Source organism: uncultured Streptococcus sp., assembly GCF_963545685.1.
In the GTDB taxonomy this organism is placed as follows: domain Bacteria; phylum Bacillota; class Bacilli; order Lactobacillales; family Streptococcaceae; genus Streptococcus.
In genome coordinates this window covers 1-18383 of record NZ_CAUUKN010000033.1, presented here as the reverse complement: position 1 = coordinate 18383, position 18383 = coordinate 1, and the positions used below count along the sequence as shown (strand labels likewise).

General features: G+C 42.2%; 13 protein-coding genes. All 13 read right to left on the bottom strand.

Features of this window, described 5'->3' with window-relative positions; translation table 11 throughout:
• A partial coding sequence (locus RWZ99_RS06770) for an accessory Sec-dependent serine-rich glycoprotein adhesin (RefSeq protein WP_314677265.1) occupies positions 1–1127 on the bottom strand: 1127 nt, incomplete at its 3' end.
• A 489-nt stretch (positions 1128–1616) separates the two neighbouring features.
• Positions 1617–2618 carry a sugar transferase gene (locus RWZ99_RS06765; protein WP_314677264.1) on the bottom strand — a complete coding sequence of 334 codons (1002 nt, stop codon included), beginning with the start codon at positions 2616–2618 and terminating at the stop codon, positions 1617–1619.
• A 41-nt stretch (positions 2619–2659) separates the two neighbouring features.
• Positions 2660–2884, bottom strand: coding sequence for an accessory secretory protein Asp5 (locus tag RWZ99_RS06760; protein ID WP_314677263.1), 225 nt, complete (start codon positions 2882–2884; stop codon positions 2660–2662).
• A 4-nt stretch (positions 2885–2888) separates the two neighbouring features.
• On the bottom strand, positions 2889–3068 hold the full coding sequence (asp4, locus tag RWZ99_RS06755) for an accessory secretory system protein Asp4 (protein ID WP_314677262.1): 180 nt from the start codon (positions 3066–3068) through the stop codon (positions 2889–2891).
• Positions 3061–4413 carry an accessory Sec system glycosylation chaperone GtfB gene (gene gtfB / locus RWZ99_RS06750; protein WP_314677261.1) on the bottom strand — a complete coding sequence of 451 codons (1353 nt, stop codon included), beginning with the start codon at positions 4411–4413 and terminating at the stop codon, positions 3061–3063. Before gtfB ends, asp4 begins: the two co-directional genes overlap by 8 nt.
• On the bottom strand, positions 4410–5918 hold the full coding sequence (gene gtfA, locus RWZ99_RS06745; RefSeq protein WP_314677260.1) for an accessory Sec system glycosyltransferase GtfA: 1509 nt from the start codon (positions 5916–5918) through the stop codon (positions 4410–4412). The genes gtfB and gtfA overlap by 4 nt, the downstream gene beginning before the upstream one ends.
• A gap of 12 nt (positions 5919–5930) precedes the next feature.
• The gene (gene secA2, locus RWZ99_RS06740) at positions 5931–8306 is read right to left on the bottom strand and encodes an accessory Sec system translocase SecA2 (protein WP_314677258.1); all 2376 of its coding nucleotides are present in this window, start codon (positions 8304–8306) and stop codon (positions 5931–5933) included.
• On the bottom strand, positions 8299–8745 hold the full coding sequence (gene asp3, locus RWZ99_RS06735; protein ID WP_314677257.1) for an accessory Sec system protein Asp3: 447 nt from the start codon (positions 8743–8745) through the stop codon (positions 8299–8301). Before asp3 ends, secA2 begins: the two co-directional genes overlap by 8 nt.
• Positions 8746–8747: 2 nt before the next feature.
• Positions 8748–10277, bottom strand: a complete 1530-nt coding sequence (gene asp2 / locus RWZ99_RS06730; protein ID WP_314677255.1) for an accessory Sec system protein Asp2 — start codon at positions 10275–10277, stop codon at positions 8748–8750.
• Positions 10264–11835: an accessory Sec system protein Asp1 gene (asp1, locus tag RWZ99_RS06725; protein ID WP_314677254.1), complete on the bottom strand. Its 1572-nt coding sequence runs from the start codon at positions 11833–11835 to the stop codon at positions 10264–10266. The genes asp2 and asp1 overlap by 14 nt, the downstream gene beginning before the upstream one ends.
• A gap of 100 nt (positions 11836–11935) precedes the next feature.
• Positions 11936–13162 (bottom strand): accessory Sec system protein translocase subunit SecY2, encoded by a 1227-nt coding sequence (gene secY2, locus RWZ99_RS06720; protein ID WP_314677253.1) that lies wholly within the window; start codon positions 13160–13162, stop codon positions 11936–11938.
• Positions 13163–13257: 95 nt separating this feature from the next.
• Positions 13258–15351 carry a glycosyltransferase gene (locus RWZ99_RS06715; RefSeq protein WP_314677251.1) on the bottom strand — a complete coding sequence of 698 codons (2094 nt, stop codon included), beginning with the start codon at positions 15349–15351 and terminating at the stop codon, positions 13258–13260.
• A 384-nt stretch (positions 15352–15735) separates the two neighbouring features.
• Positions 15736–18383, bottom strand: a 2648-nt coding sequence (locus tag RWZ99_RS06710; RefSeq protein WP_314677250.1) for an SbcC/MukB-like Walker B domain-containing protein, incomplete at its 5' end; no start/stop codon positions are given.

Sequence of the window (18383 nt, the reverse complement as noted above, 5' to 3'; positions counted from 1 at the left end):
TAAGATTTAAGGTTCCAAATACCAAATGTCAAACGACCTGAAGCAGGATCAGCTGAGTATCCTGAAGGAATTGTAGTCGCTTTGTCAGTAAGTGTTGCACCGTTCGCATCGTCCATGCTTGGAGTTACGTTAACACCTGCTGAAAGTGTGTTTGAAGTTGCAATTGCATCCAATTGTGCTGTCACTGCTGCAACACCGTTAACTACTGAGTTACCTGTGAAGCCGTTGTCAGTAATCTTAGTCATCATGTTGTCAACAGCGTTTCCAAGGCGCTCACGTTGTTCTGCGTAAGCAGCGTTTGTTGCTGATGCGGCAAGCAAGGTTGTTGATTTAGCAACTTCTTCTTGAACTGTTGCGATAGCTGTTTGGATTTCAGCTTTAGCAACTGTATCTGTCAATTTAGCTTCATAGTCTTTAGCAATATTAACAAGCAATTCTGCTTCTGAAACGTTTTGATCCAAGATAGTTTTTTCATCTTCTTGAGTTGCTGTTTCTGATGCAGTTGCTGCTGTTGAAGTTGCTGATTCAGAAGCTGATTCTGAATTTGAACCAGTGTTGCTTTCAGTGTGTGATTGGCTTTCAGAAGTTGAGTTCACTTTGCTAAGTGATACAGATTCTGAAATAGCTTGTGACAATTCTGCTGATACAGATTGTGATACTGAAACTGAAGCGTCTGTGCTTGCTTGAGCATCAACTGAAGAGCTTGTAGACTCTTGGCTTGTTGATGCCACTGCTGGAGCTTCTGAAGCTACTGTTTCTGATACTGGAGCAGCGCTCAATACAGCTGCTTCAGAGTTTGCCAATACGTCTTGATTTGTAGTTGCTTGGCTTTCCAAAGCTGGTGCAGTTGTTTCTTCGGCTTGAGCAGTGTAAGTTGCTACTGCACCACCTGCCACAGCACCTGCTGCTGCAATCCCTTTAAGGAGTGCTTGACCTGAAAGAAGTGAAGTTTTTTCTTCTACATTTTGAACTGATACTGACGGAGCGTCTGCACCACCTTTAACAACTTTGAAAAGTCCAAAGTTTGATGTTGCAGCACGAAGCCAGTTTTTACCTGATTTGATAAGTTTGAAGCGAGTCACGCGATCTGTTTCGCGAAATTTCCCTTCGTTACGTCTAAAAAACATATTTACCTCCTAAAAATATGAGTGATTTCCTAATCTGGAAATTACAATTTATAATATATCACAAGTTTACTAAAAATTGTGCTTTTTTGTCTCATTTTCTCTAAAAAATGTAAGGTTTTCGCAATTCTGAATTTTCTGTTTTTTATCAACAATTGCTTCTTTGTTTATATGCAAACGGTTGAAATACCTACTTTTATGCTGTTCATTTCTATTTTTCTCATTTTTAAGCCGAATATTTTTCGGTTTAAAATTATCCAACAATTCCATTTTTGATAAATTGTCAAACAATTACAATCAATTATTTAAGGGGGATTTTTTACATCTGTCAGGTTATTAGCTTGTATTTTTTAAGATTGTTCCTAATGAGATGGGTATCTTCCTTAAATCCTTTAGTACAAATTAAAAATAATTTGAATTATTTTCGAAAAGTCAAGATATATGCTCAGAATTATAGCAAAAAAGGATTATCTCCTGATAATCCTTTAAATACTAACTTAATGCCATGATAGCATCAATAAATAGTTTCTTTGTGAAATAACCATTACTAATGAGGTAGGCAGTATACTTGGCGTTAGCAACCATCTGAGCATATTGCTCCTCAGTACATTCTTGAACGCAGCAATCTGCTTCTTCTAAACTTGATACGACAAAGCCTAGGCCATGTTCTCTGATATAGTCTGCATTTGAGAGATAGTCAGGCACTACGACTGGTAGACCTGCCGCCAAGTAGGTAGAAAGTTTGTAAGAAATGTTCAGCTTATAGTAGTCGGGTTCGTCTTCTGGTTTCTCTGAGTTACCCCAGACTAAACCAAACCCTCCTTTAGACATCTCTAACAAAAGTTCGGGTTTATTACGCCAACCTTCGAGTTGAACTTTGGAATAATCCTTATCCGCTTGTTTTTCCGCATAAACATGGAGAGGGGTTGTTTGTTTCCAATCTAGTACGTGCGGAAAACGTGTTGGATTCCCAGCAAAAATCATCTTCTTTTGGAAGCTAGGTTGATGTAAATCTAGGTTATGAGGTAAGTCCCAGAGTTTTTGGATAATAATTTTCTTAACTGTCAAGCCTTCTTCGATAAGTCGATAACGCATCTGTTCAGAAGGAACCACGACAACATCACAGAGATTATACATATCGATATAGGCAGGTAAAAGATAGTAATTACTATCAAACATGAGTGGTGGTATATCATGGATAAACATAACGGTCTTTGCATTAACAGCCTTGAACTTACTAAGCAATCGGCTATCCCATTCACTGCCATTCCATGTTGGTGACTGGAAGAAAACGATATCTCCAACACTCACTCCTGCTACAATCCCATCAAGTCGAGCATTCAATTCTCTAGCTGGCTCTTGGCTACTATCATAGAAGTAAATCCCCAGTTCATTAGCACCAAGTTCCTTGACAATCTTCATGGTATCATTTTGGGCAATCAAGGCCACACTACGTGAGGACTGGCCAAATAAATTTGTAAAATGTACGCGCATGACATACTTCTTTCTATTATGTGTATATGGTAGAAAATCCTCTACTTATAAGAGACAATCATAAAAATAAGTAAGAGGACAAAGAGGGCTAAGCTAATAGCCAAGGTCAACATTTTTCGAATCGGTTGGCTAGACCAATAACTCGGTTTTCCGATATTACTAGTGGCGTCCGTTGAGAAAATCTGCGTTTGACGCGGTTGGATGGTCACTAGGACGATAAGGGCAACCGAAAGAATCACTGCTAGAACCATAAATACTAACATCATAAGACTACCTCAACAAACCAATAAGGGTGAAGATCAAACCGATGATAATAACAAGTCCGAGCATAATTGAAAAGCTCTTGTTAATCTTCTCTCCTCTAGTTTCTTTTTCCTCTGTAATAGGTTTTTGCTTGAGTTCTTCCATACGGCCTTCAACGTCACCGTAGAATAAATCTTTTTTAGACATGATTTCCTCCTAAAAGTGATTGTAAGCGGTCGGCCAACTCAGAAGCAGTCAGAGTATTGGCTTGAGCTTTTTGAGCCTGCATAGCTTCTTGCATGGCTTGATTGTCGCTTAGGACCTGCTTAATCTTGGCAACCATAGCTGGATAGTTCTGACTGGCATAGATATGCTCTGGTGCTGTATAGACAGGTCCATGAGCTGTTTCTGAAAAGGCCAAAATCAATAATTGGTGTTCAAAGGCAGTTCGCGTCGCCTTGTACAATTCATTATGATGGTTGATATCCAAGTAAAGGTCAGACTCCTGATAGAGCTTGTCCAACTGCTTGTGACTAGCGTTAGGATGGAGCACAACGTTAGAGTAACGCATCATTGAAAGTAATCTTGGAGACATCTCAGTAACAGCCGCAATCTGGAAGGTCACATCAGGTAGTGACTCAACCAAGGCTTCCAATCGCTCAATTTGGTCTGAATTGGTTGCAATAAAGGCATTACGAGGTTTGCCATGATTTTCCTTGAAGTCATAGGCATAGCCAAGTGACAAGACCTTATGTTTTTTATCCTCAGGCACCAAGGTCAAGGCTTTTTCATAAGTCGCCTTATCAGGAATAATGATGGCATTAGCTCTGGCTGAATTATCCTCCAAGATACCATTCATATTACCAGGAAGGACATCTCCAATAGGTTCTTGCCAGACTAGCACATCAGTGGCACCTTTATTTTCCATAGTCCATGAGACAATGAAAGGTGTCGCCAAACTATTAAATATAATGTGGTCGATGTCACCAAAGACCTGAGCTAGAAAGGCTTTGACAAATTCGGTACGGTTGGCGAAACGACGTAGGACTTGGCCTGGTAAGGTCAAGAGAATATCACCAGTGAGATGATTTTCCAAAATGCGTTCGTCACCTTCTTTGGTTTGGTAGCTGGTAAAGACTGCCTGACCATTCTCATCATGAGTGGTTTTGGCAAAGCAGAAACCGTATTTGTTATAGTGGTCTACTTGTCGAATTTTACCTGACTTGTCCAACCATTCGACACTTTTTACGATGCGAGCCTTACTCCCCTCTGGGAAGGTGATTCGAGCACGTTCTTCAGTGAGATTAGACACATGCGCCATCTGATTATTTCCTGAGATTTCCCAAAAGGCTGGCACAGGAACTTGGTTGAAAAAGCGTGGTCTGCCTACTTCCACTTCTTCTTCCACATAATAGGTGAAAGGAGAGAGGGCACCTTGAGGGAGGAAGCCATCTGGATTGATGACTACTGTTGTGGCATCATATCCTGCTACCTGAAGAGAGTAAGCCAAATCCTTACTGGCTTGATTGTAGTAATCACATAAGAATATCATGAGCGCACCTCCTCAAGTAACTGTTTCCATGCAGCTTTGACTTGACTGGTCAAGAAGCCTTTGGCAAAGTCGTAAGATTTTTGGCGCATGGCTTCAATATTGCCTTCTTCATAGAGACGGATAATGGCATCCTTATAGGACTTGGTGATGACATCCACAACATGATTTTCAGCGACAGGAAGGAGGTAGCCGTTGCCCCCGTCTTCGATAAAGGTTTGATTCCCATAAGGAACGTCAAAACCAATCATAGGAAGACCTGAACCAACCGCCTCCATGAGGGTAAGTCCAAAACCTTCGCTGGTTGAAGCTGTCAGATAGACCTCGTACTGGCTATAAATATCAGTCAAATCAGCATGCCCCATGAGTCGGATGTAGTCACCAGCTTGTGCTTCGACAATAATCTCACGCAATTTAGCATCCATACCACCACTACCATAAATATCAAAGGTGATGTCTGGTAGGATCTTATGAACCTCGATAACTGCACGAACCAACCAGTCAATGTGCTTTTCCTGAGCCAAACGTGAAGCAGTAATCATTGAGAATGGCTTACGTGGCTTGTCCTGTCCAATCAATTTAGGCAGACTTCCAACTGGAATAGTGTAGATCTTTGGATCATGGTTGGTGTAGTGACGGAACTGCTCTTGAAGGATTTCCTTCTGACGGTCTGTCGCTACGATAAAGAAATCAACCTTGTCCGCATTGGTAAATTGGTACTCGTAATAGTTATTCCAGAGGATATAGTCGTCGTCTGTCTGATTGACGCTAAAATGCTCAGCGTGGACAACAACACCTAGGCGAGCAGCTTGCGCTTCTTCAAAAACTAGCTGACCAATACCAGTTTCACGATCCAAGATGACCACATCATCCTTGGTTAGAGCTAGGCGTTTGAAGAAATAGCGAAGAAATTCTTGCTTGCCATAGAGGACCTGATCCGGAAAACGATAGATATCCTGATTATTGTCTCCTACAATCATGTCATAGGCAGTCGAGCCATCTTCATTATAAAAACGGCGTTGGTAAACCTTGGCTTGATTGTCCTTAGGCGCATAATACTCACTGCAATAACGGGTGTAAGAGTAGAAATCCTTACGCAAGAGCTTGTCATTGACAAAATAGCTGACGGTTTCCACCGCACCTTCATCAGTGGCACGAAGGTTACATGCTACTACCATATCATCCTGTGGATAATGGTAACGAATGAGGCGACCAGCTACCTCCTTACGCTCAGGATTGGCAGGTAAAACGGCCTCAATCTCTGCCAGACTGATGGTTGATGGCGCAATCTTGATATCTGTAAAATAGTTATGGAGCCATATGATTTCGTCGTCTGAAAAACCAATCTTACTGGTCATATGCTCGATATTATCCCCAAGGATGAGGTCCATAAAGACAAATTTTGCTTCTTGCCCCATTTCCTTGAAAATCTTGGCCCGATAGGCCTGGGCATATTCAACACCACTGCTGGCCCAACCTATACCTAAATTAATGTTATATACTGTCATAATTTCCTTATTTTATGGGAAATGGCTGATAATATCTCCTTTTTTAGTGACTTGCACCTGACTGAGGAGAAGATTACGTACCATATCCTTTCTGATTTGACGTTTCATGGCTTCAAAGCCCTTGTAAGCCTCTTGGTAATATTCGACAATTGGGTTCTTTTGACTGAGTTGTTGGCTACCAATAGCCATTTGGAGTTGTTGCAGATAGTCTACCTGCTCCACCCAGTTGTCATCCACAGCCTTAAGCATGGATAGGCGTTGGAAATACTCGTTCAGTTCCTTAGTTTTCAACTCCTGCTTTTTAGCATCAAGTTCACGGTAGGCAAACTGGTAGATAAGTTCCAAGACTTGCTCACGGTTGTTGAGGTCCAAATCCTTAGGAATCTCATTGATACGGAAGCTGATATTACGCAAGATAAAATGGTAAAGATTTTCCGCTTTTGAAAAATCTTCCTCAGCCATAGCTTGGTCGATGAAATCGTCAAGAACCTCGTCGATAACAGTTTCCAACCCTTGATTGTGGTAGATGAGACGATCACGTTGAGCATAAATCATCTCACGTTGGATGTTCATACTTTCTGCAAATTCAAGCGTCTGACGACGTGAGGTACGACCAGAACTTTCACTAGCTTCTTGGGCTTTTTCAACCAATTTACGGTACTTGCGACCTGTCAGTTCCTTAGGCTCAATGTGATCATTAATGGCATATTCTTTGTAGCTACGGTGAACCCATGATGGACCGTATTTCTTAATCACGTCATCTTCAAGCGAGACGAAGAATTTAGACATACCAGGATCACCTTGACGCCCAGAACGGCCACGGATTTGCAAATCAATACGCTGACTTTCCATACGTTCGGTACCGATAACGACCAATCCACCAAGTTCAGCCACACCTTTACCGAGCTTGATATCTGTTCCACGTCCAGCCATTGAGGTCGCAACTGTCACGGCACCCATTTGTCCTGACTCGGCGATCATCTCTGCCTCACGTGGTGCATTGTTGGCATTCAAGAGATTATGGGCAATCCCTTCACGCAAAAGCAGAGAAGAATAAAGCTCTGACATTTCCACTGAACCAACGAAAATCAAGATTGGATTTCCTTTTTCATGATAATGCTTAACATACTCTAAAGAAGCGAAGACCTTCTCTGGTAGGGTCGCATAAATCTTATCAGGATAGTCAATACGTTGTTTCTTACGGTTGGTCGGGATTTGAATGACTTTCATACCGTAGGTATCCAGGAATTCTTTTTCCGCAACCTTACCAGTACCAGTCATCCCTGAAATTTTCTGGAATTTTTTAAAGAGACTTTGGTAGGTGATGGAAGCCATGGCTCTGGTTTCTTGTGACAAGGCCACTAATTCCTTGGCTTCGATGGCTTGGTGGAGTCCTCCTTGGAGCTTGGTCAATTCCAAAAGACGACCTGTTGACTTGTCAAGAAGCACTACTTCTGGCCCCTTCTTGCCATCACGAATGATATAGTCCTTGTCCTTTTTATAGAGCAAGTGAGCACGAAGTGAAAAGAGCAAATGACGGGCAAAGGTGCTATTTTCCTCATCGTAGAGGTTGCCGATACCAAGATAGTTTTCAGCAGCCTTGGCACCCTTAGTGGTCAACCAGACTTCCCCTTTTTCCTCTTTGAAAATATAGTCCTCACCCTCAACCAAGGTGGTCATGAGTGTATCCATCATTCCATAGTAGTTGGACTGAACACGAGGTGCACCAGAGATAATCAAGGGCGTCTGCGCACTATCTAGTAGAACAGAATCCACCTCATCGACAATGGCATAGTTAAAGGGACGCATGTATTTCCCGTCTTGGTTAGAAGCAAGGTTATCAATCAAATAGTCAAAACCTAGACTGGCATTTGTCGTGTAAACGATGTCCGATTGATAGATGGCACGCTTTTCTGCAGGATCCATCTCATTACTACCTTCCACACAGGGAACACCAATCGTCAAACCTAAGAATTCATAGACCTGACCCATTTCCTCAGCGTCACGGATAGCCAAGTATTCATTAGTCGTAACGAGAATAGCACCTTCACCTGACAAGGCATTAAGGTAGACTGGCATGGTTGCCGTCAGAGTCTTACCCTCACCCGTATTCATCTCAGCAATATGACCCTGGTGCATGACAATGCCTCCCATGACCTGAACATCATAAGGGAACATGCCTAACACGCGCTTATCCGCTTCACGAACAACCGCAAAGGCTTCTGGCAGGAGGTCGTCCAAACTTTCTCCTTGAGCCAAACGCTCCTTAAATTCTTGCGTTTTATTTTTCAACTCAAGGTTGGTCAGGCCTACCATTTCATCGGCTAGTCCGTTAATTTCCTTGAGTATCTCCTTAACAGGGAGAATAGGATTCAGTTGTTTAAACATGTTCTTCTCCTGTTTCTTCCAGTTTTAAGCTGTAGAAATCCAACTCTTTGACCCCAGCACTCAAGAGAGAAATACGATAGGTATAAGCCTCATGAGGGTAGACAAAAGTCATCTGGGTACTTTTTTCAATAAGCTGTTTGATTTCATTGTCATAACGGTCCAAAAAGCTGACTTTCAAAAAGACTGAGCCTGTTGGTACAGCTTCGAGATCTGCCGTCAAGTCATAGCTATGCCCTTTTTTCAATAGTGGGAGGGCAGGCTGGGTACGAGCAGCTTGATAGTTTTGGATGGCCATCCAAGACTGGATTTCCGTTCCTGATGGCACCAAAGGATTGTAAAATTGCACAGAACCATCTTGGCGCTTAACAATTTTTGAGCCATACATGTAAGCTTTGTGGTTTAAGCCCCACAAGATTTCTGATTTCTTGTTTCTGAACATTCTTACTCCTTTCTTCCAAAATCATTTTCTAAAATCATACGGTAAAAATTGACAAACCAAGTTGTCGCTGTAGCTGAATCATCGTTGTGTCGCCCTGACGTTCCCTTGCTGAGAATCTTTGCCCCTGAATAATAGAGGGATTTTGTAATATCCTCATAGGCCGTTGGATCCATATCCTCGTCTTTCATGTAAGAAAGCCCAAAGGTCGTGTTTGAAAAATCTGCTTTTTCAAACTTATTCCAGAACTTCTGATTAAGAGTCTCAACACCATCACTATCCAAACGTCCTGTCTGCAAATGCAAGACATCAATTCCTGTTGGAAAGACCTCTGGCGCCAAGAGTCTAGCACGATTACCGATAGTACCGACATTAGCTAGAGGTTTAGACATGATGATGGCATGAGGTTCAAAGTCCGCACCATAGTACATAGAAGGGAAGGTTCCCATGGACATCCCAGAAAGGATGAGCTGACTATTGTCAAAACCTAGGTAGTCCAAGTAATATTGGATAGTGTCCTTGATACTATTTTCAAGTTCTTCAGTTCCCATGTAAAAGGCTCCACCCTGGAGGCGAGGATCTGAAAAGAGCAAGAAGGGAGTTCCCATAGCTTTCATCATCCCGAAACCTTCGGCAGGACGGAAACCTGAGAAGTAAACAGACAAAGGTGGCTTGAAGTCTCCAGGATAGAAGAAATAGTTGATTTCCTGACGTTTGCTATCGTGGAGAATACCACCGCCAAGTACAAACTTCCCAAATTGGAAACGCGTCAAACGTTGGTGGAGGCCACCGATAGTAATCTGACCTTTACCCTTCATTTCAAGACTAGCTGACAAAAGGAAGGTCCTGTCCTCATCAAGAACAATGGCTCCTTTGCGCATTTCTTCTTCTGAAACGATGTAGGTCTTGAAAATGCCTGCTACCGAACCTTCTGGCAGAAGATTGAGAATCAAGCGACACTCACAGGTATCTTCTTTTTCAAATTCCAACCAAAGCTCAATTGGGTTTTCCTTACTGGCTCTGACATTATAGGTCCAGTCCAAGACAGGACTAAATTCTTGACCATAGTCGCCGTTTAAAATGACATTTTCATAACCATGATAGGTCACTTCACCACTGAAATTTGGGTTAACTTGGGTAGTGAATGGAAACATCTTATCCCCGTATTGCCCTGAAAAGAGCGCTTTGGAAAGGGTAAAGAGCAACTGACCATGATTTGAAAAATCCGTTGGGACAGCGCAAACTTCCTTCAGAAACTGAAGAAGGCTCTCATCTGGCACTTTTATGGTTTGATCAAAGAAGATAGTATGAGGAATCAAATATTCTTTAATAGCCATCAATTCCTCAAGACCCGCAAGACTGTCCACAATAACCGCTGTGAAAGCCTTGATTTCATCTTCTTCGATGGTTTCTTGCAAGGTCTCAAGCTGACCAAGATTGCAATAGTACCATTTCATATTTTCAGGAATTTCCTGAATTTCTGACCAGTTAGAAGATCCAACTTGTAGTATTTTCAGGCGATTATCCTTGGTCATTCTGCTCCTCCTTCAACCAATTTTCCCATTTTTGTACCAAACGGTCTCCCGTGTTTTCCTTAATTTTCTCAATCGAGTAGATAAGGGAACGGTTCCAGTTGTTTAATTGTCCCAAATAGTAGTAAGCACCTTTTTCAAAATCAGACAGGTGCTTCAAGATATAACCATTCTCTTGATGGGTCACATACTCAGATGCCACACGGTTAATCTGTGGAATACCGGCACTAATTCCGGCAATCTGTGTATAACGATTAGGCTCCTTACTCAAGTCAACAATAAGGCGTGTAAATTGAAGTGACTTGATTAGAGCAGTCTCGTCACGCAAGTCTTGGAAAGAAAATCGGCTTTTGATTTCCTTATTTTCTTCCAATTTATTTTCTGCACCACTGCTTTCCACAACTTCTTCAAAGGCTTCTGGACTCAAACGTTCTTCAATCATTTTTTCCACTTGATGTTGCAAGCTACCGAGTTGCTCTGGGTTGGCGTTAAATGCTCCAAACTCAACCTGTGTCTTTGGATACTTAGCTACGAAAGCCAAGACCTGATAAATAGCCTCTAAATCCAACTGATCGAAGTCCACTTGATAAAAGATTTTAGACTCTTTGACACGTTGACTGGTTCCCAAAGCCAAACGGGTATCGAAGGAAGCCATGTGTTTGAGCTTTTTAGCCTCTTGTGGATAGGCAACCTTAAGTTGCTCCAAGTAATCGTAACGATCCGCAATCATCAAGTCCACCTGTGGAAGAAAGGCCGCATAAGCATCAACCTTATCTTCCTGATTACGTTCTGCGAACCAGGTCAAAATTTTTGTATTTTCTGCTGGCAAATGTTCAAAGAGGTATTTGTTGTGACGAAGGTCTGACGCAATAACAAAACGGTCTGCTGCCTTGACCTCTTCAGCTAAGAATTTATTCAAAAATTCCCAGATAACTTCTGAAAGGTCACCGTAGTAACTCTTTTCAAAACGGCCATCCGTACGAGGGTTGGCTACAATGCCACGTCCATCAAAGAAATGACAAAGCTGCCAGACTCCCTTGGCGTTGAGGTAGTTTCGGTAGATTGGTTGTCCCTCTTCATAATAAAGGCTACTCGAAATAAAGCCACGGTCATCGTAGACATCTTCACGAATGATTTGCTCATCCTTAAAGTAGCGAATCATTCCAATAAAACCCTCTGATCCAAATTCAACCTCGGCATAACGCTGGTGTTGGCATTGAACCACAATTGCAAATGGTGTGTGGACAAATGTAGCCCCTTCTGGCCATTCCAAATCTGTCACCTGAAGGTTTCTCATCTCTTCATCAGTAATACCTTGAATCAAATCAAAAATAGCTGTATGGCCAACTTCCAAGACATCATGACGATGTAAGAAATAACGCAAATGCGGTTGGTAGGCTAAAAGTAAGAGCTGAGGCGCTAGATCTTCATCCTGAAAAATGCGAACTTGATGCAAGCTATCATCAAATTCAATTTTTTGACGGATACGGTACCAAGGATCAATGGCAGTCTTCCAAAATTCATCCGTCTGTCCATACCAAGCTGGAATAAAATAATACATGAGTTCTCCTTCATTGTCTTTTCATCACAATACTTGAGATTGAGGGGCAGACCGATCACGCATCACCAGCCTGCCTCTCAACCCCACGAGGGGTGAGATATTATACATTTTCAAAAAGTGGGGTATAGGAAGTGTTAAGCTTCAAAGCCTTCATTTCCTCGTTAACGTTGTAAATCATACCGCTAAAAATCAAGAAAGTACCAGGAATCATACTAAGCTGTAAGTAATCCGGATTAACCAAGATAATGAGCATTGGAGCACCTGCCATAAAGAGCATGTAAAGGGCACCGATGAAACCAAGTCTAAGGACCAAATGGTTGATATAGGCACTGGTTTCTTGACCTGGGTAAACGCCGTAGATATACTCACCTGACTTACGCATACGTTCTGAGATTTGCTCACCAGAGACATTAACAAAGGCAAAGGCTAAACCTAGAACGAAGAGCATGACTAGATAAATAACTAACCAAAGAGGTCGACCGACCGTCAAGGCCTTGATAGCCTCACTAGTCCACTTATTATCAGGATGCATAAACTGAATCAGCATAAAGACATATTGTGGAATGTTGACTAGTGACATGGCAAACATGAAAGGCATCCCTCCGGCTGGGTTCAACATAATATCCAAATAAGAATATTGTTTGAAACGGTTATGAATATTGATTTTATTGATTGAGATACGATATCTAGCCCTCTGCACCACTCCGGCAATGTAGAGGAAGACCAAACTGAACAAGAACAGAGGAAGCAAGACATCCCAACCAATACCTAGCTTTTCAATGCTATCCATGATTTGATATGGCATATTGGCCATCATACTCGCCATCAAGATAACGATGGATCCCCCAATCCCAAAGAGGGAGTTGAGGTCCGATAACCAAATCAAGAAAAAGGTTCCAGCAATCAACAAGATGGTATTCATGAAAATGGCGAGACCGGCATTAACCCCAGAAACGATGGGCAGGTTCAAGGACACTGCCAGAGATTGGACCAGAGCAATTGCTAGAGCCAAGTACATTCGTCTACGGTCCTGAATCTCGACAGGAAGGTTTTTTAAGCCCATTTTCTTAGAGAAAGAAAACATCTGCCAGAGAATCATTGCTGACATCCAGGGTGACAAGCCTACTGAAAAAAGAGACATAGACCTGAGGTTTCCACCCATCATGGCACTAGAGAAAGCCAAGGAACCCATGGCTCCCCCAAAGATATTTGCATTTTTCAAATCCACAAACGGTAGAACCAAGCGATTTCCTAAACAATAAATAAAGAGGAAAAAGACGGTCCATAACACACGTTTGGTGATTATCGATTGACTAATTTTTTTCACTGTTACTCCTATTTCCTGCCCTATAGACAGACTGATCTTATTTCGTTAGAAATGAGACATAAACTAAATTGCAGCCCACTTATCCCAATAATGGATTACAGACTCTTCTTACGCATCTGACGAATGGTCTCAGCCATCTCTTTCCAACGATCTCTTGAGTAGGTTTGCTGATTATGTTTGGTGGACTTGAGGTCCTCAAAGCCTAAGATTGGTTTATTTTCAAACCTAAAGGCATCAAGAATTTCCACTACTTTTCTACCTGGATTGATATCCAAAAGCAAGTCACTAGTACGCACCAATTCCAAATCTAGCCCATTTAAACCTGCAATAGCTGAGTAAACTGTCACATTTGGATAGGTAATCAATTGGGCCAATTTGTCTGTCACACGCTGACGTGAGGCAATTTTAAACTGTACCTTAGGAAGAGCCGAGATAAGATCCGTCAAATGAGGGATTTCTGAAATGTTGGTGTAGACCAAACAAGTAAATGGACGGCCCTTAGGATAAATCATGTCCTCTGAAAGTGGTAGTAAGGCAGCATTTTCAGCTACTTCTGACCAATCCATTTGGGCATAGAACCACCAGACCTCACGATAAGCTTGGCAAGCCAAAGGTAACCAGGGCTTCCGGTGCGAAGCATAGTGTAAAACCTTAGGATAGGCTTGACCATTTGGCAAGTGGTAACCAGCTAGACTAGACTTGGTCACAGCGTAGTTGTTGTCAAAAGACAAGGTCAACCAGTTGTTACGAAAAACCATATTAAAAATTGACTGCTCCGCAAATGGCACCTTATCATGCCATTCGCTAGTCATGTCAATTAAGTGACGTCTCATGTTGTACTGCTTCCAATAAGCCGTATCAATCACCATGAAGCCTGCATCAAACATCGCCTGACGATCCTGAACTTGAACAGCATAGTCACGTACAGCAGCCAAAGGACGGCCTTGCAAATCAAGGGTAAAGAGGTCTTCTAGAGAACCGGTAACCACCATGTCACTGTCCAAATAAAGAGCTCGCTCCTCAGATACAAAGTCCGCTACAAAATAGCGTAGATAGCTAGCATAGTTACTATTGGTCTTATATTGCTTGATATGACTGCTATCTACACGACAGTTAATCACTTCACTGCCAAAAGCAGCTAGATGACGATTGAGCCCCCTAAACCACTCTTGAGAGAAATCATCGTTAATCAAGTAAAAACGAATGTTGCGATGATGGAAAACGATAGATTTTATAGTCGTAAGTACTTGATCAACATAGGTATAGTTAGCCGCTAGGACAATAGCATGCTTTTTAGTCTCATAACGTTGAGGAGCCAAGCTCAAAACCTGGAATTTTTCCTGAATTGAGCGATAGGCTTCAGAATCTGTGAGACTTTGTTCTTCCACATTTTTCAAGCAAGCCTCTAGCATCTGACGATAGGTAACCATGTATTTTTCCAGAGGGAAACCATGGCTAGCAACAATAGCCAAGCGTTCCTCCATGGCATAAACCAAAGTCATCATCCAATCTTGCATCCAAGTCGCCGACGGCATCTCTGGACTCTCACGGTAAACATAAAGTCCCTTATTGAGATAAACCGTACGCTCACTCATGAGATAGGCCTTAAGGTTGAAAAAGCCATCTTCTCCCGCATGCTCTTTTGGGAAAAGCAAGTCATTAAACAAGGAACGTTTGTAGAGTTTCCCAGTGGCTGAGATCAGAGCAATATTGATATTATTGGTTTCCTCAAAGAGTCCATCAATAATCTGAGCCGGTGAATAAACCTGCTCGTAATAGTCTTCATCTTTAATGTGGAAATAAAAGCGATCTTCCGATTCCTTATAGACACTGTAATTAGCTACTGCCATATCTGCCTTGTGAGCTTGAAGCGCCTTATAAAGCTCCTCTAGATAGGTTGGCTCTACCCAATCTTCCGCATCCACATAGGTGACGTAAGCCCCCTTAGCCTGACGAATACCAATATGGCGAGCATCTGAAAGCCCTCCATTATCCTTTTTAAAATAGAGGATACGAGAATCCCTAGCGGCATAACTACGGCAAATGGTGTCACTATTGTCTGTTGATCCATAATTGATAAGGATGATTTCAAGATTTTGATAGGTCTGACCCAAGACACTGTCTAGACAGGTCTGGAGTTGATTTTCTACATTGTAAACGGGAATAATTACGGAAATTTTTTCTGTCATTTTTTATGTCTTATTTTTTCTAGCTAGTACATTTTTTTATTTTTCTGTCTCAAACTTTCATAAGATGGCAAGGAACAGTCTAAGAATCTGATAAGCATTTTACGGTCACAAGATATCAGGACCGTAAACACATTCTATACACTTTTTCCTTGATTTTATCGAGACTTAACCATATTAAATTATAACATAGTATCACTTAATTTTCTAATAGATTAACTTTTTTATGAGGGGATTTTTTCAAACTAATTTCCTTTTATTTTCAGAAAAAACTGATAGTTAGGAAGATTGAAATAAGTGGATAGAAAAAGAGATAGCTTCGATGAGAAACTATCTCTTAGAATAATTAAAACGTTTTGACGAGAGTTCTTAAACTCTTGACTTCTCTTACCCTTTATCCACAATCTTAATACGGCTGCTACCATCGTGCGACTTGATGATAGCTAGTTGTTGGGCGATGCCTTCTTTCATGTCATCCACATGACTGATGACACCGACCATTCGGTTTTCACCGATTTGTTCCAGAACAGAGATGGCCTTGGTTAGGGCTTCCTTATCCAGTGAGCCAAAGCCTTCGTCGATGAAGAGGGCTTCAACAACAGCACCCTTGCTGGTATTTTGAACCACCTCTGAGAGGGATAGGGCAATAGCCAGTGCGGCGATAAAGGTTTCTCCTCCAGACAAGGATTTGACGGAACGCTCGCTACCTGTCAACTGGTCATAGACGTTGATGTCCAAACCAAAGTGATCACGCGCCCTACGTCCTTCTTCACTCAGGACAAAGGAATAGCGATTATCCGTTAAGAGACCAATGTAGTTGGCATTGGCATAATCCAAGATTTGTTGGAAATACTGACGGATAACATAGACTTCAAGATTGAGTCGCCCAGTTAGAGCTGTATTTTCTCCCTTAACCACCTTGACCAAATCACTGAGCTCTTGGTGGGCCTTGAAGGCCTCTTGGTTGCTGTCTTGAAGGGTTTTAGCCGCTTGGTAGGTAGCCGTCGCATCCTTAAGCCCCTTCTCCATAACAGAAACCTGAGCGAGCTGCTTATCATAGCCTTCCTGACAAGTCTCTACTGCTTGCGCTAGACTATCGAGATCTGGTTGTTCATGATTTTGGACAAACTCTTGCCCTTTACGAATCTGCGCCTGTAATTCTTGTTTGAGCGTTGCATAGGTCGTTAATTTGGCTTGAAGCATAGGAATAGCTTGATTATTTACTTCAACAAGCCAGAGTTGGACCTTCTCTAAGTCATTTGTGAGAGCCCCTTCAGACTTGAGACTTTGCTCTAATTCAGTGGATAATCGCTTAACATCTTGATATGCCTTATCTTTAGACTTGGTTATACTCTCAAGCTGCCCCTTGATTCCTTTAATGTCGGCATGAAGTTGGTTGTAGGCCTCGCTATTTTCCTTGACTTGCTTATTGTAGAGGTCCAGCTCCTGATGAGCAAGGGAAATACGTTCTTGATACACCTCAACAGACTCAAGCTGCGGGTGAGCTTCTTGCAAATCTCTTAGGCGTTCCTTAGTTTGGTCAAGCACTGTCTTGGCCTCTTGATAGGTTTTAGCCAAATCTGTCGCTTTATCTTGAGCTTTAGCTATCTCATCTTGATATCGGACATAATCTGTCTCTTCCTTATCAAAGCGTTTTTGGAGGTCTTGATAATGCTTCTTAACCTTCAGGAGTAGGGCTTGCCCACGGTCAGTTTCATAGTCTTTCGAAAAATCAAAATCAAACTGTCCCTTAACTTGCCCTTCTAATTCTTGATAGTGCTTTTCAAGAGCTGCCTTGACTTTAGCCACTTGATTAAGCAAATTCTGACGTTTAGATTCAACTTCGCTCAAGGTAGCCTGACGATTTGACAAAGTAGCGACTTGCTTTTCTTTTTGAACTTGAAGCTTCTCCACCTGATCCATGAGATTTTTCAAGGCCACTTCATCGGCCTGGGCTCCACCAACATTAGGGTGTTCCAGAGCGCCACAAACCATACAAGGCTGTCCCTCCTCTAACTCTGCTTGCAGTTGGGCAATCATGAGTTGACGGCGTGAAGCTAAAGTCGTTCTTAACTTCTCTTCCAATTCTTTGAGGCTTTCTTGGGCTTGGTCAATCTCCAAAGACAAGGCTTGACGACGTTTTTCGGTCTTTGTCAACTCCTCATTCAGGCCCTCTATTTCATTTAGGTCCTGCGCCAGTTGATTCTCCACACTGTACCCCACAATCTGGAGGAGTTTTTCGGCCTCATGTAATCTCTCTAAACTAAGACGATTAGCCTCCAAGTCTGCCAAGGACTTGTTAAGCATCTCAATCTCTTTCCTAGCCTGCTGATAAGTTTTTTCCAACTGCTTGTAGTTAGTACTTGAACGTTTAATTTTCTCCTGTTCTTGGGCAAGACTCTGGGCATAGATAATATCCTCTTTCCACACTCCCAGTCTTTCTTCTTTTTGAAGAAAATTCTTAGATTGAGCTGCGAGTTCCTCTTTTTTAGCCTTAAGGTCCTCAAAGGCCTGTTGCTTTTCACTTAATGCTTCTTGAGCAATTTCAAGATCCTGCTCTAATTGCATCAATTGTTTCTGATATTGCTTCAAAGTCCGAATGGTTTCCTGCAGACCTTGAGCGAACTGTAATTCCTCCAGATGCCTTTTTGCCTCTACCTGTCCCTGAGCTCCCTCCTCAATTTCCAGACGGTAACGCTCCTTGGCTTGCTCCAATTCTTGAAAAATCTTTGCCAAATCTTGGGCAGTTTGCAAGCTCTTCTGCAGTTTTGCCAAATCCTCATGGGCAGCCTTCAAGATGCTTTTTTGCTCCGTAAGATTTTCTTGACGTTGTCCCAAAAGTTCTTCGAGACGTGCCAATTTTTCAGAGGATGGCGTTTGCGCCAAGATGGCTAATTCTTCCTCAGACCAAACCTGACTGGCAAAATGGCTATCTAGCTGAGCCTGACGCTTTTCCATATCCTTATTGCTCTGACGAAGGCGCTCTTCCAAGCTCTTTTGAAAACGGTCAAAAATACCCGTTCCAAAGATTTTCT